This window comes from Carnobacterium sp. (genome assembly GCF_040274945.1).
GTDB lineage: Bacteria > Bacillota > Bacilli > Lactobacillales > Carnobacteriaceae > Carnobacterium_B.
Genome location: NZ_JBEMAR010000005.1, coordinates 16,308 through 31,529, shown reverse-complemented (window position 1 = coordinate 31,529; position 15,222 = coordinate 16,308). Strand labels below are relative to the sequence as shown.

Genomic DNA, 15,222 nt, shown 5'->3' with positions numbered 1-15,222 from the left:
CTTCACTAAAAAAATTCTTGAATTGTTGTTACTTTTTTTTATCACTATCGGTTTCTTTCAAAATATAAATCGGTCTTTTCTTTGATTCCAAATAGGTTTTCCCTAAATATTTACCTACTATTCCTAAACAAAACAGTTGCAATCCGCCAATGGCCAATATAATGGTAACTAAAGAAGGCCAGCCGGCTGTTGGATCATCAAATAAAACCGTTCGGATGACAATCACGATCATAAAGAAAAGGGCAATTAAAAAAGAAAATAATCCTACAAAAGAGGCAATGGCCAATGGAATATCGGAAAAATCAACAATTGCATCCAGCGAATATTTAAATAAGGACCATAATGACCAAGACGTTTTCCCGGCAGCACGCTCTTTGTTTTCATACTCTAAATACGTTGTATCAAACCCTACCCAGCTAAAAATGCCTTTTGAAAAACGGTTAACTTCCGTCATAGAAAGAATGGCCTCGACCATTTGACGAGTCATTAACCTGTAATCGCGCGCTCCATCTACAAACTCAACTGCTGAAATGCGGTTCATAAGCCGGTAAAATTCTTTGGCTAAAAATGACCGGATAGCCGGTTCACCTTTTCGACTTACTCTTCTTGTTCCTACACAATCATACTTTTCCTGCCGTATAAGATGAAGCATCTGAGGCAATAGTTCCGGAGGATCTTGCAAATCAACATCCATTACAGCTACGTAATCTCCCGTAGCATGTTCCAATCCTGCAAATAATGCTGCTTCTTTTCCAAAATTTCTTGAAAAGGATAAGTATCGGATAGCATCAGGGTATTTTAATGCCATTTCTCTCAACACAGTTAATGTCTGGTCTTTCGAACCGTCGTTAACAAAAATATATTCAATACTTATATTGGCTAAGGTTGGCCGAATCTTTTCAACTGCAGCAAAAAAAAGGGGAATCGTTTGCTCCTCATTATAACAAGGGACCACAAGTGACAATTTTTCCATTTTCACTACTCTCACCTCTTTACCTAATTTTGAGCAATCATACATGAATGACCATTTATCTATAACAGAAAAAAGCTGGAATAAATTTCCCAGCCTTTGAGTGTCTCTTATCTCCAACTATTCTAATATTTTCATTTCCAAAAATCATCAAAAATAGTAATTGGAAGGTGACGTTTGTGTTCTGTTTTCATGTACCAGTTTTCAATTTTCAGTGCTGCTTCTTCGGGTACATCTTTACCTTCTAAATAGTCATCAATTTGATCGTAAGTGACACCCAAAGCTTTCTCATCTGGTAAAGAAGGTTTATTTTCTTCTAAATCAGCCGTTGGAATTTTTTTGTAAAGATGTTCAGGTGCCCCTAGTTCTTTTAGTAAAGCTTTCCCCTGACGCTTATTTAATCTAAAGATAGGATTGATATCAGTACCACCATCTCCAAATTTTGTATAAAATCCCGTAACCGATTCTGCAGAATGATCCGTACCTACTACTGCCCCATTATGACTTCCAGCTATCGCATATTGAATGATCATCCGTTGACGAGCTTTGATATTTCCTTTTACAAAGTCACTCACGAATGTTCCACTATCTTCTAGCGTTTTTACTGTTGAATCTACTCCAGGCTTTACATTCACTTTAACTACTTTATCCGCTTCGATAAAGGCTATTGCATCCATAGCGTCTTTTTCGTCTGCCTGTTCGCCATAAGGAAGTCGTACAGCAATAAATTGATAGCTGCTGTCTCCAGTCTCTTCGCGCAATTCAGTCATAGCCAATTGGCTTAATTTCCCAACTAATGTAGAATCTTGTCCTCCACTAATACCTAATACTAGTGTTTTTAAAAATGAGTGCTTCTTCAAATAGTCTTTTAGAAAATCCACACTTTTTCGCACTTCAACCTTTGGATCAATAGATGTATGAACACGCATTTCTTCAATAATTTGGTTTTTTAAATCTGACATAACGGTAGCCTCTTCTCTTTGATTAATCGTTAAATGTAGTATAGCATAGTTCTTTTTACGACTCTAATATTTCTAATTCAAAAAAAAGAATCAGTAATTGATTCTTTTTTTTGAAGCTATTTTACTATTAGATAATTTGTTTTTTTGACAATTTATTCACGTCATCACGAGCTTTTTCAATGGACTTGATTTTATGGTGATACGCTGATTGTGATAGATCTACTGGATAGGCTTCTGGATTCAAGCTGCGTTTGTACTCTTCCCAAAGCATCCCTAGACTGACTTCAGCATACGTTTTAATTTCTGTTAATTTTGGCAAATCATACACTAATTCTCCATCTACAAAAATTTCTTTCAGCAATGGTCTGGCACTAAAATTCGTTACTGTTTTATTAATATATGTGTGTACCGGATGGAACATAAACAATTCTTCTTTTTGGTCGGGTCTTTCTTCCCAAAGAGTGATGTAATCGCCTTCTGACTTTCCATCATCATTCTTAGTGATGCGCCATACTTGTTTTTTACCAGGAGTTGAAACTTTTTCAGCATTACTGGAAAGTTTCAATGTATCCACCATATTGCCTTGTTCGTCTTCAATGGAAACCAATTTGTAAACAGCTCCCAGAGCAGGTTGATCATAAGCAGTGATCAGTTTGGTTCCTACACCCCAAACATCGATCCGTGCACCTTGCATTTTTAAATTTAAAATTGTTTTTTCATCTAAATCATTTGAGGCATATATTTTTGCTTCAGTAAATCCAGCATCATCCAGTTGTTGGCGTACTTTTTTTGAAATGTATGCCATGTCTCCACTATCAATACGCACACCTAAAAAGTTGATTTTGTCACCAAGTTCTCTTGCAACTCGTATAGCATTCGGCACACCCGATTTCAATGTGTCATAAGTATCTACGAGAAAAACGCAATCTTTATGTGTCGTAGCATACGCTATGAACGCATCATAATCATTTCGGTAAACTTGTACTAATGAATGTGCATGTGTTCCGCTAACCGGTATATTAAATATTTTACCTGCACGTGTATTGCTGGTAGCGTCACACCCTCCAATAAAAGCAGCTCTTGTTCCCCAGATAGCTGCATCCATTTCCTGTGCTCTTCGTGTGCCAAATTCTAAAACGGGCTCATCTTTTACAATAGATTTGATATTAGACGCTTTTGTCGCAATCAAGGTCTGATAATTTAAAACATTTAAAATAGCTGTTTCAACTAGTTGACAATCTGCTAACGGACCTTCTACTTGAATAAGTGGTTCCCCTGCAAAAACAACTTCTCCTTCAACCATGGAACGAATCGTTCCTTTAAATTTAAAATCTTTTAAATAATCTAAAAATGCTTCTGGATACGTGTTTAAACTTCTTAAGTAGTCAATGTCACTTTGTGTAAACTTTAATTTTTGAATATACTGTACAATGCGTTCTAAGCCAGCGAAAACAGCATACCCACTATTAAAAGGATTGCTTCTAAAATAGGATTCAAAAACCGCATGTGTGTCTGCTTTTCCGAGTTCCCAATACGTTTTCATCATATTGATTTGGTATAAATCAGTGTGTAATGCCCAACTGTCATCTGGATATATCGTATTCATTACTCTTCCCCTAACTCTCATTTTTTCCTTTTTATCATACCATAAAAGCTTGAAAAAAAAGATGGTTTCAACATTTTATCTCATTCATTTACTTCATCTATATATACTCGTCCGGTTTCTTTCCCGAGACGAATAGGGTTGCTAGCTCCTTCATAACTTTTTAATCGAATTTCTTTGATGGCTACTTCTCCTGCACGGTATTGAACAGATATAGCAATTTTATCTAAACGCTTTTCAGGTTTTGTTATTGCGAAAAATTGATGGATCGCTACTTTTTGATAAGCTGATACCACTAGCGCTCTTGGGGTTGAGGCTGTATACAACTTTGTCACTTGAGGGTAGCAAGCTGCAAGAAAGGTTGCTCGTATGCCAAATGCTGACATAGAATACTCTTCTTCTGCTTGGTGGTGACCAATGTGTCTAAAATTGTATGAACGGTTATCGTGGTCCGAAAAATGGCCAATGATTTGGATATCGGAGGCTGCAGAGCTTGTTTCATGTGCTTTTATTTCGACTCCTCCAAAACAAAAAGCCGTATGGTTATTCGTCAAGGTAACATGTTGTGAACCGTCATCGATCTCAATTCCATTGGAGTTTGAATAGCCATTTTTATGAGCACGACCACTAGGATGATGGGCATAGGAGTTAGAGATGAATATATAATCACTATGGTGAGTCGTTATCCCATCATCGCCAAAACCACTGGCTTCAATTTGGTCTATCCAGATATACTCACTACCTCCTCTTGCTCTAAGTCCATCTCCAAGATAATTGTACACTGGAGATGTGACATCAATGCCATGCAGTCCTGGGTCGCTGATTTTCACATTACGAACGAGTGCATACTTAACGTGAGCTAAGGTAATGCCGCTGGAAAAAGTCCCACCACTAGCTGTTTTTTCGTGACCTTTCAATCTTGCAACGTTCCAGTCTAAACTCATTCCTTCAATACGAATATGATGATCTCCGTTTAAATAGTGTTTATTCGTGATCAATCGTGTCTTTTTTGGAGCAGATTTATGCAAAATGAGAACAGTCTCGTCTATGCCACTTCCAATCATTTCTGTACAAGAAGGGAGTTCAATTCCTCTAACGACATATTTTCCTGGTGGTACGAGGACACGTCTATACCCGGAGGAAAGTGCTTTTTTAAAAGCTTTTGTACAATCTGATTTACCGTCTCCGATTGCCCCATAATCAACTACAGAAACGGTAGTTATTTTATTTTCCAACCAAGTCATTTCATAATCTAATACTATTTTCCAAAGCGGAGAAACTTTTCCATCCTGATCGACCAAGACAGGTCGTTCTGTAGTAAAGTCAGTCTTATTTCTACTTGGTCCATTTATCATTAGCCTCCTCGTTTTAGTATCAGCTAATTTACCAGTTAACGTACGAAACAAGTCTTCAGTTTGCTTGATTGCTCCTTGTTTTTGCATTGGATTTTCGTACATTGGAAAAATAGCCGTTAATTTTTGCTGGATCACTTGCTCTTGATTCATTCTCTTCCCTCCTAAGGTCCGCTCGTTTTCTATCAAATCTCAATGTACACTAATTTACCTCTACATTGACCACAAACGTATTTCTGTGTATTGACTTTGCGCTGTCGATAAATTACTTGAGAACATCCTTGGCATTTGTAAAGTAGTTTTTTCTTTACTGGTTGAGGTTTACTTAATGATTTTACAAATCTTGATCCACCAACAGCTGTTAATAATTGTTTGAATTCTTTGTCTTTATGTTGAAAACCACCATCTGATAAATGCAGATGGTAATGACACAATTCATGTTTGATCACTCCTAAAAATTCTTCCACTCCAAAAGCTTCTAGAATCTTTGGATTAAAATCTAGATTATGGGATTTTAGATGATAGCGTCCTCCTGTTGTACGCAAACGAGGGTTAAATACTGCTTCATGCTGAAAAGGTAACCCAAAAAAATCGCACGAGGTCTTTTCAACTAAAGTTTGTAGTTCCGCTTGATTCATAACTACTCTTCCTTTTCCAAACTCATTTTTCATTTCACTTTCTAATCTATTTACTTATAATTTATTTTACAAGTTAATAGGTTGTCTCACAACTAAAAGCCGTTACGAAAAAGAGGATGGGACAAAAATCCCACCCTCTTTTCTATATACAAATACTTATGCGAAACTAACTCACTTACTCTTTTGGTTTCAACATTGTTAAGGCGATTCGACCTTTTTTCAGATCCACATTATCGACCCAAACCGTCACAACATCGCCTACTGAAACAACATTTGTTGGATGTTGAATGTAGCCTTTGCTTAATTTAGAAATATGAACCATTCCATCTTGCTTAACACCAACATCTACAAATGCCCCAAAATCAACCACATTTCTAACCGTTCCTTCTAATTCCATGCCCGGTATTAAATCTTCCATACTTAAAACATCTGTACGCAATAACGGAGCTGATAGCTCATCTCTTAAGTCGCGGCCAGGTTTTGACAATGCCTGTAGCATATCTTTTACAGTTTCTTTACCTAAACCAACTTGCTCAGCCAATGCTGCTACGTCCATTTTCTCCAAAACTTTCTTGGCTTCTAGACTCCCAACATCTGATAAAGTTAATCCAGCTAATTCTAACATGTGTTTTGCCTCTTTATAGGTTTCTGGATGAATACCTGTATTGTCTAAGACATTTTTTCCGTCAATGATGCGTAAGAATCCTACAGATTGTTCATACGCTTTAGGGCCTAAGCGAGCAACTTTTTTCAATTGAGCACGACTTTCAAAGCGACCATTGTCTTCACGGTAAGCCACAACATTGGTAGCAGTGGTTTTATTCAATCCAGCAACGTGTTGCAATAAAGGTGCACTTGCAGTGTTTACATTTACACCCACTTGGTTAACTGCTGTTTCTACGACAAAATCTAAGCGTTCTTCCAAGCGCTTTTGAGAGACATCATGTTGGTATTGACCAACACCAACTGATTTAGGATCAATTTTTACAAGTTCAGCTAACGGATCTTGCAATCTGCGGGCAATGCTAACCGCACTTCTTTGCTCAACTTGCAGATCAGGGAACTCTTCACGAGCTGTCTTACTTGCTGAGTAAACAGATGCACCCGCTTCATTTACAATCACGTAGAAAACTTGTCGTTCCATTTCTTTTAAGTTTTCCGAAACAAACGTTTCAGATTCACGGCTAGCTGTTCCATTTCCAATTGCGATCATTTCAACTTGATACGAGTCAATTAATTGTTTGAATTTTACCGCTGCTTCAGCACGTGCAGATGCACCCGCTGGTTTATGTGGATAAATCACATCAATTGCTAGCACCTTACCTGTAGGATCAATAACCGCTAGTTTACATCCTGTACGATAAGCCGGATCTAACCCTAAAACAATTTTTCCTTTTAATGGAGCTTGTAATAATAAATTGCGTAAATTTTCTCCAAAAATATGAATGGCTTGTTCCCCAGCCTTTTCTGTTAATTCTGCACGGATCTCACGTTCAATAGATGGTCCGATGAACCGTTTGTAACTATCTTCAAAAGCCGCTTTTATAAACGGAACCGCAGTGGAATTAGACTGCTCAATTAATTGTTTTTCCAAATACTCATGAATTTTTTGTTCGTTCAAATCAAAAGAAACTTTTAAGATATCTTCTTTTTCTCCACGGTTCATCGCTAAAATACGATGAGATGCAACTTTTGTCAACGGTTCACTATAGTCATAGTACATTTCAAAAGTTCCTTTTTCATCTTTTTCAGCATTTTTAACTTTAGCTGTGATTGCACCATTTTTAGAACTATATTCCCTAATCCAAGTTCTGTATGTTGGTTCATCCCCAATTCGTTCAGCAATAATTTCGTGTGCCCCAGCTAATGCCTCTTCTCCTGTAGCAATTTTGTGTTCTTCATTGATGTATTTTTCAGCTTCCACTTGCACATCGGTCGTTGGAAATGACAGCAACCATTGTGCTAGAGGTTCTAAGCCGCTTTCTTTAGCTATCGTGGCTTTTGTACGTCGTTTTTGTTTGAATGGACGATACAAATCTTCCACCAACTGCATTTTTGTCGCTTTTTTAATTTTACCTTCAAGTTCTGGTGTTAATTTTTCTTGTTCTCCAATGCTTCTTAAAACGTCATTTTTACGCTTTTCTAAATTTGTTAAGTATTGGTGACGCTCTTCTATTTCGCGTATTTGGACTTCATCCAATATGTCGGTCATTTCTTTCCGGTATCGAGCTATAAATGGGACTGTATTCCCTTCAGCCAATAGATCTAAGACTGTTGTTATTTGCTTTTTAGAGTAGCTTTTTAATTCATTTTTCAATAAATCTATTACAATTGATTCGTTTGTTTCCATCATGTATTTCTTCCTCTCTCGTTCCACTTTACTTAACTATTTTACCATAAACATATGAGGCTAACCAAACTCCTCTTAAATACCTCTGTAATTTATTAACTAAACAAAAAAGTATGCAAAAAGAGTTTAATCTTTTTGCATACTTAGCTCACTTTTAGTTACTTCGTTTTTTCTGGCAAGTGAAATGTCAGTAGTGCATTCATTACTTCTGCTTCCGGATCTTTGGTCAGCCAGTGTTTCGAGCCTCCCAAACAAGCACAAATATAATTCACTTGGTTCTCTACTAAGGTTTTTCTGAAATGGACATGCCCCATAATACTATAAACAATTGGGTAGTCTTGATACAGCTTTTCATAAGAAGAGCTTCCTAGAAAAGCATTAAAATAATCATATATTTTATGTGGCAATGACACAACAAATTTCGGATGGGTAACAACATGAGTCATTAAAATAACTTTTCGGTCTCCAATAGATTGAAGATCAGCTTCTAACTTATCTAACATCCATTGGGCAACTTGCTTATTGCCTTTTCCCCAATGGACATAACGTTTATCTTGCCATACACCAACTCTCAATTTCATATCATCGAATTCTGACTTAGTGTATTTTTCCTGATTCGCATAGCCGTAATCATACCAACCACCATTACCAACCACTGCCCATTCGTCATTCAAAATATACGGTTTGTTCAATAAACTATCAGGTTGGTTCTCAAAAAACTGGTAGATTTTTTTTGTATCTGTTTCTCCATTTCTTAATGACCAAAAGTCATGATTTCCTGGGACAAATAAAATGGGAATACCACTTTTGTCTGTGACTTCATCTATAAATTGTTGAGATACTAGATAATCGCTACTAATATCCCCAGCAATTAATAGGACATCGATGTTTTGGTGGTTAATTTGTTTGACAATAATGTTCGCAAACGTTTCTGTTCCATTTAATTTTTTCTTATTGGTATCAATGTGTAGATCTGATAGCACACCAATTTTCATAAAAATCTCCTTTATTGCAACTTGTATAAAACTATTTTATGTTTCTCTTCTTATTTGTATAAAACATTATTAGTCTTTTAACAGGCCTTTTTCAGTTAAAAATTTTAGCGCAACATCACTTGCACTAGCTCCAGTTACATTTACAGCATAATTCATTTCTCGCATTTCAGCATCCGTAATTTTTCCAGATAATTGATTTAAACTATCTTCAATTTCCGGAAATTCCTCTAGCGTTTCGTTCAATAGTAACGGAGCTCCTTGGTAAGGTGGAAATAATCCACGATCGTCTTCCAAAACAACTAGATCATATTGAGCAAGTTCGCTGTCTGTTGAATACGCATCTACTAAATTAATGTCCCCAGTTTCAATAGCTGAATAGCGAAGTTTTGGTTCCATTGTTTGGACATCACCAAAAGTTAGTCCATATAAATCTTGGATCCCAAGGTATCCATCTTGACGATCAGAAAATTCTAAAGTAAAGCCCGCTTTAATTTCATCTGCTATCGGAATCAAATCTGAAATGGTTTCAAGCTGGTATTCTTCTGCTAGTTCTGAAGTAACCGCAAGCGTATACGTATTATTAAATGCCATAGGTTCCAATAAGGACATATTATACTGATCTGCTAAACCCTCTCTAGCTTGTTGGTAAACATCTTGTTCATTTGTTGAAGTCAATTCTTCGTTTAAAAATGTTGCCAGAATTGTTCCTGTATATTCTGTGTAAATATCAATATCTCCTGATTCTAATGCATTGAACACAAAAGTGGTTTTCCCCATATTCGGCTCTAATGTGACAGCCACATCTGTTTCGTCTTCAATCAAGTATTTATACATATTCATAATAATTTCAGGTTCTGCGCCTAATTTCCCGGCAATAACCAGTTCTTCTTTGTCTTTTATTAAAAATGGTGCAATCAGTAAGCCCAAAATAATAACGCTGAGTATTCCTAATGTAATCACCGTTTTCTTAAACGAAATTTTTTCAAATATGCTTAATAGATAATCAAAGAAAATTGCTAACAATGCTGCTGGAATTGCTCCTAATAAAATCAAATAATTATTTCCGCGATCGATTCCTAATAAAATAAGGCTACCTAATCCACCGGCTCCAATTAAAGCCGCAATTGTTCCAGTCCCAATGATCAACACCATTGCGTTGCGAATTCCTGCCATAATGATCGGCATAGCAAGCGGAATCTGCACTTTAGTAAGTTTCCTCCACTGATTCATTCCCATCGCATCTGCTGCTTCATTTAACGACGGATCTACTTCCATTATTCCAGTGTAGGCATTTCTTAGAATAGGCAACAAAGCATACAGAACCAACGCTATAATAGCTGGTACAGATCCTATTCCTACTAAAGGAATCATCAATCCTAAAAGAGCAAGAGACGGTATGGTTTGAAAAATAGACGTTATTTGAAGCATAACAGTTGCTAACTTTTTATGTTTAGTTAAGTAAATCGCTAGTGGAACAGCGATGATTACTGCTATAAATAGTGAGATAAATGATAGTTGCATATGTTCAATCAAAGCTGTTAATAAATCACCTTTACGTTCTTGAAATGTAGCAATAAATTCATTCACTCTATACCACCACACTTTCTTGTTCACGTTGAATTTCATGTGCCAAATAATTCAGCAATTGCTGTTTTGTGATTTTTCCTATTTTTTGGCCGTTACTTTCTTTAATGACTACAAATTCTTCTTTAGCTAAAACGACAACCAATGCATCAATCGTATCTTCAGAAGTTAGATAAGACTCACTATCTTCAATTTCACTGAGTTCTAGTTGTCCTGTTTCTATAAGTTGTTGAATTGTTGGCGTCTCTTTCAACTCACTAATGCCCATTTGTAAGAAGTTTCGAACAAAATCATTTTTTGGGTGTTTTTGAATTTCATCTGGCGTTCCTATTTGTTCTATTTTCCCATTATTCATTAAACAAATGCGGTCTCCCAAAGCTAACGCTTCTTGCATATCATGCGTTACAAAAACAATTGTCTTGTTCAACTTTTTTTGCAACTTAGCTACATCTTTTTGTAGATTACGTTTACTGATAGGATCTAAAGCACTAAACGGTTCATCCATTAGAATAATATCAGGGTTAGCTGCTAAAGCTCTAATCACACCGATTCTTTGCTGTTCTCCTCCTGAAAGTTCCGAGGTTTTACGATTTCGATATGCTTCTGGTTCTAGACCGACACTTTCAAGAAGCTCTGTCACTCTATTTTTCATATCATCTTTAGACCATTTTTTCATTTCTGGTACAATCGTAATATTTTCTTCAACCGTCATATTTGGAAATAGAGCGATTTGTTGCAATACGTACCCAATATTCCAACGCAACTCTTGCAAATTATAATCACTGATTGGTTTACCATCAATGCGAATAAAACCTGACGTTAATGAAATCAATCGATTGATCATTTTTAATGTCGTTGTTTTCCCGCTGCCGCTGGGTCCAATAAACACAAAAAATTCCCCATCTTTTATTTCTAAATTGATATTTGATACAACTGGTTTACCTTTTTCATATTCTTTAGAAACATTTTCAAAAAGTATCATCTTCTCTCTCCTTTAAACCCCATTTTGTTTAGTCTAGAGTTATGTCAATCCATCCCAAACATAGCCCTTATTGTCTAGTTTAATGTCTCTAATTAACTCATTTTCATTAAATAGTACTCCATGAAGCGCACCTCCGTATACTGCACCTCCATCTATCCCAATTTTGTTATCTTTTATCCATAAATCCGTTGTTTGATTATCTCCATATAAAAATGGTGTAATCGTATGGCCAAATACAATGATTTTTCCGGTAGTATTTTTCATTTCATGAAACGCATCTCGAATCCAGACATAATCTTCACTAGATGTTTGATGCCAATCATGCTTTGATAAGTCAACACCTGCATGAACAAATAAAAAATGTCCCCATTCATAATAAAGAGGCAATGACTCAAGGAATGGTTGCAAGGTAGGGTATCGACTCGTTAAAAACATCACGATTTCTGTAGGCGAATACTCCGCATCTAACCCCGGATGCAAGAAAGTTTCAAGTGTTTTCATCCCACCGTTCAAACAATACAAATCATAGTTCTGTTCAGGATGTTTCAAAAAAGCTAATAACATGTCTTCATGATTTCCTTTTAAGTAAATGGCGGCTTTCTTTTCTACGAGTGACTGTGCTAATAAGAAACATTCTTTTGGATTTTCTCCGCGATCTCCTAAATCACCAATCAAAAGCAACTGCTGCGTTTCTTCATTCCAGTTTGTTAGCATTTGTTTGAACAGTGTAATTTGACCGTGAACATCTCCAATTGCAAACAGTTCTCTTTTCATCATCCAACACCTCATTAGGTCTTTTCATTATTATAACAGTTGTCGGATTATTTTTATAAAATAATGATTTACCCTCTTTTTCTATATAAGCCATTAGTCTAGACTATAAAAATAATAATCCTTATAATAATCCTTATAAATGAACAAGAGATGATCAATACAAATTACACTATGAAGGAGATGACATCTGGCTATGAATTGGAAAAAAGGACTTGGAATAGTTGCGTCAATCACGGTCTTAGCATTTATCATTTACAGTGTTACAGAATCCAATACTACAGAAGAAACGATACAGGTACAAACAGCAAAAGTAACACAAGAAACAATTGAAGAACGATTAAACACAACTGGATTAATTGAATCTGCTCAAACTCAATCTGTCTTTGGCCAAGGTATGGTCCAAGAGGTCTCTGTAAGTGTTGGAGATGCTGTTGAGGAGGGTGATGTCCTCATTTCATATAGCGATGGAACAAATCAAACGGCTGAATTCAACGGAACCGTTACATCCGTCAATGCACGGGACAACCAAGTTGATCTTAGCAGTCAAAGTGGTGAACCAGCTATTTCACTGGCTAATTTGGCTGATTTACAAGTTGTGGTTGAGCTCAGCAAATCAGATGCTCCACTTATTAAAGAAGGTCAAGTTGCACTTTTGACTTCTGGAGAAGATGTATTTAATGGAACGGTCTCTCAGATTGATCCTATCGCCACTACTGTAACCAATCAAACGGGTACATCTGCTGCTACTTTAAAATCCATTATTTCCTTTGACACACCACCAAAGAATTTATTTATAGGGTTCGATATTGATGTTGATATTATAACCAATACTGCAGAGAATGTTTTGGTCATTCCCGTAGAATCTTTAATGTACGATGAAGACAATAAACCCTATGTTTACGTTGTAGAAAATGGACAAGCCACTACTACAACAATAGAAACAGGTATTCAATCCACTACTCATGTGGAAGTAAAAGATGGATTGACTTTAGATCAGACCATTGTGTTATCACCAGATGATACGCTTCAAGATGGTACCAAAGTGACCATCGACTAGAAAGGAGTTCTGCTATGATTCAGGTTAAAGATATCCTTAAGACCTATACAACTGGTTCTGAAACTTTGGTAGCTTTAGACACTATTTCCCTGGAAATAATGTCTGGTGAGTTTACTGCAATAATGGGTCCTAGTGGATCTGGCAAATCGACTTTAATGAACATACTAGGATTATTAGACCGTTTTGATTTAGGTACTTATATACTGAATGGACAAAATGTTAGCGATTTAAACGACAATGAAAGTGCAAAGGTTCGGAACAAAGAAATTGGTTTTGTCTTTCAATCATTTAATTTAATGCCTAGGATGTCCATTTTAGAAAATGTTGCGCTGCCTTTAGTTTATGCTGGTGTAAAGCCAAAAGAAAGAAAAGAACGTGCTTTAGCTGCTTTAGAACGAGTTGGTTTAAGTAACCGCGTCAAGCATAAACCCAACGAAATTTCTGGTGGTCAAAAACAACGTGTTGCGATTGCTCGAGCAATCGTAAATGAGCCTTCTGTTTTGATGGCGGATGAACCCACTGGAAATCTTGATTCTAAAACGACTGTTGATATCATGCGTATTTTTCAAGAGTTGAACGCTGAAGGAACAACTATCGTGATGGTCACTCATGAACCTGAAGTAGCGTTGTACACTAAACGAATTGTTACATTTAGAGACGGCGCATTAGTAAACGATCAGCTACAGCAGCAAAAATTAATGTAGAAAGGAATTTAGGCATGAATATTCGTGAAAATTTTAAAATGGCCGTTGATAGTATTTTTTCAAATAAATTGCGCTCTATTTTAACGATGTTAGGTATTATTATAGGAATCGCTGCTGTTATCGCTATCTTAGCTGTAGGAAATGGTGCAACTTCAGAGATCACCAAAACATTTAATGATTTTGGCGCATCCACTATTTCGTTGTCTGTCAGCGATGAAGCATCTTTTGATGCAACCATTACAGATGCAGATATTGAAGCTCTAAAAAGTTCCATTCCAGAAATCACACGTATCTCTCCAGACAATACTGCGAATACCACTGTAAGGTCTGATTTTGAAAACCGCTCAGCTTTAGCCTTTAGTGGCACCCCAGATTTACAATACACAAACCAGTCAATGGAAAGCACTATTGTTGCTGGTCGGTATTTCAATCAAAATGATTATGATGATGCAAAAGGAGTCGTTGTAATCAGCGAAGATACCGCTACGGCTTTATTCAATGGACGCCAAGATGTTATTGGTGAAACAATCCAGCTGATTGGAAATACAGGCAACGTGTTGAACTTAAAAATTATTGGAATCGTTGAAGGAACTTTTCAAGAATTACAAGGTTCATTTGATCTAAGTCAAATGCCTTTATCCTTAGCTCTTCCTCTTACAACCATGGAAAAACTAAATCCTGCTGTAGCTGTTATCAATAATTTAACGGTTCAAGTAACGGATAAGGATGCAATAGAATCTGTCTCTAATCGTATGGTACGTTTATTAGAAACCAGACATGACTCTGTAGGTGATGATTACTATACAGCAACTAATTTTTTACAAGCTTTAGATCAAGTTGACTCTGTATTAGGGTTATTTGTTAACTTTATAGCCGCCGTCGCAGCCATTGCTTTATTAGTAGGCGGAATCGGTGTTATGAATATTATGCTGGTATCCGTGACCGAACGCACACGTGAAATCGGAACAAGAAAAGCTTTAGGTGCTACAACCAATACGATTCTTTTCCAATTCTTAATGGAAGCCGTCATCTTAACTTTGATTGGTGGAATCATTGGGCTTGTTTTAGGTATACTTCTTGCAAATGGTATTTCCAACGCCTTAAATATTGTACCTAACATCACTTTAGGTTCTGTTCTTTTAGTACTCCTTTTCTCTACAGCTGTTGGAATCTTCTTCGGTATCTATCCTGCTCGAAAAGCAGCAAAGCTAGATCCAATAGAAGCCTTAAGATATGAATAATTTTATATGA

General features: G+C 36.5%; 13 protein-coding genes. 3 read left to right on the top strand and 10 right to left on the bottom strand.

Annotation, left to right across the window (positions count from 1 at the left end):
- Positions 1 to 28: 28 nt before the first annotated feature.
- From ABS916_RS06405 to ABS916_RS06360, 10 genes are all read right to left on the bottom strand, one after another.
- Complete coding sequence (locus ABS916_RS06405; RefSeq protein WP_350451254.1) at positions 29 to 973, bottom strand: glycosyltransferase family 2 protein; 945 nt, start codon at positions 971 to 973, stop codon at positions 29 to 31.
- 131 nt (positions 974 to 1,104) lie between these two features.
- On the bottom strand, positions 1,105 to 1,932 hold the full coding sequence (gene nadE, locus ABS916_RS06400) for an NAD(+) synthase (RefSeq protein WP_350451097.1): 828 nt from the start codon (positions 1,930 to 1,932) through the stop codon (positions 1,105 to 1,107).
- A gap of 127 nt (positions 1,933 to 2,059) precedes the next feature.
- Positions 2,060 to 3,538: a nicotinate phosphoribosyltransferase gene (locus tag ABS916_RS06395; RefSeq protein WP_350451096.1), complete on the bottom strand. Its 1,479-nt coding sequence runs from the start codon at positions 3,536 to 3,538 to the stop codon at positions 2,060 to 2,062.
- Between the two features lie 80 nt (positions 3,539 to 3,618).
- Positions 3,619 to 5,040, bottom strand: a complete 1,422-nt coding sequence (locus tag ABS916_RS06390; RefSeq protein WP_350451095.1) for a glycosyl hydrolase family 28-related protein — start codon at positions 5,038 to 5,040, stop codon at positions 3,619 to 3,621.
- Between the two features lie 32 nt (positions 5,041 to 5,072).
- Positions 5,073 to 5,525 carry a SprT family protein gene (locus ABS916_RS06385; RefSeq protein WP_350451094.1) on the bottom strand — a complete coding sequence of 151 codons (453 nt, stop codon included), beginning with the start codon at positions 5,523 to 5,525 and terminating at the stop codon, positions 5,073 to 5,075.
- A 175-nt stretch (positions 5,526 to 5,700) separates the two neighbouring features.
- A complete protein-coding gene (locus tag ABS916_RS06380) occupies positions 5,701 to 7,878 on the bottom strand; it encodes a Tex family protein (protein ID WP_350451093.1) in 2,178 nt (725 codons plus the stop codon).
- A 155-nt stretch (positions 7,879 to 8,033) separates the two neighbouring features.
- A complete protein-coding gene (locus ABS916_RS06375) occupies positions 8,034 to 8,870 on the bottom strand; it encodes a metallophosphoesterase (RefSeq protein WP_350451092.1) in 837 nt (278 codons plus the stop codon).
- A 69-nt stretch (positions 8,871 to 8,939) separates the two neighbouring features.
- The gene (locus ABS916_RS06370) at positions 8,940 to 10,457 is read right to left on the bottom strand and encodes an ABC transporter permease/substrate-binding protein (RefSeq protein ID WP_350451091.1); all 1,518 of its coding nucleotides are present in this window, start codon (positions 10,455 to 10,457) and stop codon (positions 8,940 to 8,942) included.
- A 1-nt stretch (position 10,458) separates the two neighbouring features.
- Complete coding sequence (locus ABS916_RS06365) at positions 10,459 to 11,436, bottom strand: ABC transporter ATP-binding protein (RefSeq protein ID WP_350451090.1); 978 nt, start codon at positions 11,434 to 11,436, stop codon at positions 10,459 to 10,461.
- Between the two features lie 39 nt (positions 11,437 to 11,475).
- Positions 11,476 to 12,210 carry a metallophosphoesterase gene (locus ABS916_RS06360; RefSeq protein ID WP_350451253.1) on the bottom strand — a complete coding sequence of 245 codons (735 nt, stop codon included), beginning with the start codon at positions 12,208 to 12,210 and terminating at the stop codon, positions 11,476 to 11,478.
- A gap of 193 nt (positions 12,211 to 12,403) precedes the next feature.
- On the opposite strand from ABS916_RS06360, the gene ABS916_RS06355 reads away from it, so the two are divergent.
- The 3 genes from ABS916_RS06355 to ABS916_RS06345 are packed head-to-tail and all read left to right on the top strand — an operon-like array spanning position 12,404 to position 15,212.
- Positions 12,404 to 13,267: an efflux RND transporter periplasmic adaptor subunit gene (locus ABS916_RS06355; protein ID WP_350451089.1), complete on the top strand. Its 864-nt coding sequence runs from the start codon at positions 12,404 to 12,406 to the stop codon at positions 13,265 to 13,267.
- A gap of 14 nt (positions 13,268 to 13,281) precedes the next feature.
- Positions 13,282 to 13,971, top strand: coding sequence for an ABC transporter ATP-binding protein (locus ABS916_RS06350; protein WP_350451088.1), 690 nt, complete (start codon positions 13,282 to 13,284; stop codon positions 13,969 to 13,971).
- A 14-nt stretch (positions 13,972 to 13,985) separates the two neighbouring features.
- A complete protein-coding gene (locus ABS916_RS06345) occupies positions 13,986 to 15,212 on the top strand; it encodes an ABC transporter permease (RefSeq protein ID WP_350451087.1) in 1,227 nt (408 codons plus the stop codon).
- Positions 15,213 to 15,222: the final 10 nt, after the last annotated feature.

What these genes read in the sequence shown, in the direction of transcription:
- ABS916_RS06355 (WP_350451089.1), top strand. Translation starts at nt 12,404, where the DNA reads ATGAATTGGAAAAAAGGACTTGGAATAGTTGCGTCAATCACGGTCTTA.
- ABS916_RS06360 (WP_350451253.1), bottom strand. Translation starts at nt 12,210, where the DNA reads ATGAAAAGAGAACTGTTTGCAATTGGAGATGTTCACGGTCAAATTACA.
- nadE (WP_350451097.1), bottom strand. Translation starts at nt 1,932, where the DNA reads ATGTCAGATTTAAAAAACCAAATTATTGAAGAAATGCGTGTTCATACA.
- ABS916_RS06385 (WP_350451094.1), bottom strand. Translation starts at nt 5,525, where the DNA reads ATGAATCAAGCGGAACTACAAACTTTAGTTGAAAAGACCTCGTGCGAT.
- ABS916_RS06380 (WP_350451093.1), bottom strand. Translation starts at nt 7,878, where the DNA reads ATGATGGAAACAAACGAATCAATTGTAATAGATTTATTGAAAAATGAA.
- ABS916_RS06405 (WP_350451254.1), bottom strand. Translation starts at nt 973, where the DNA reads ATGGAAAAATTGTCACTTGTGGTCCCTTGTTATAATGAGGAGCAAACG.
- ABS916_RS06365 (WP_350451090.1), bottom strand. Translation starts at nt 11,436, where the DNA reads ATGATACTTTTTGAAAATGTTTCTAAAGAATATGAAAAAGGTAAACCA.
- ABS916_RS06375 (WP_350451092.1), bottom strand. Translation starts at nt 8,870, where the DNA reads ATGAAAATTGGTGTGCTATCAGATCTACACATTGATACCAATAAGAAA.
- ABS916_RS06395 (WP_350451096.1), bottom strand. Translation starts at nt 3,538, where the DNA reads ATGAATACGATATATCCAGATGACAGTTGGGCATTACACACTGATTTA.
- ABS916_RS06345 (WP_350451087.1), top strand. Translation starts at nt 13,986, where the DNA reads ATGAATATTCGTGAAAATTTTAAAATGGCCGTTGATAGTATTTTTTCA.
- ABS916_RS06350 (WP_350451088.1), top strand. Translation starts at nt 13,282, where the DNA reads ATGATTCAGGTTAAAGATATCCTTAAGACCTATACAACTGGTTCTGAA.
- ABS916_RS06390 (WP_350451095.1), bottom strand. Translation starts at nt 5,040, where the DNA reads ATGAATCAAGAGCAAGTGATCCAGCAAAAATTAACGGCTATTTTTCCA.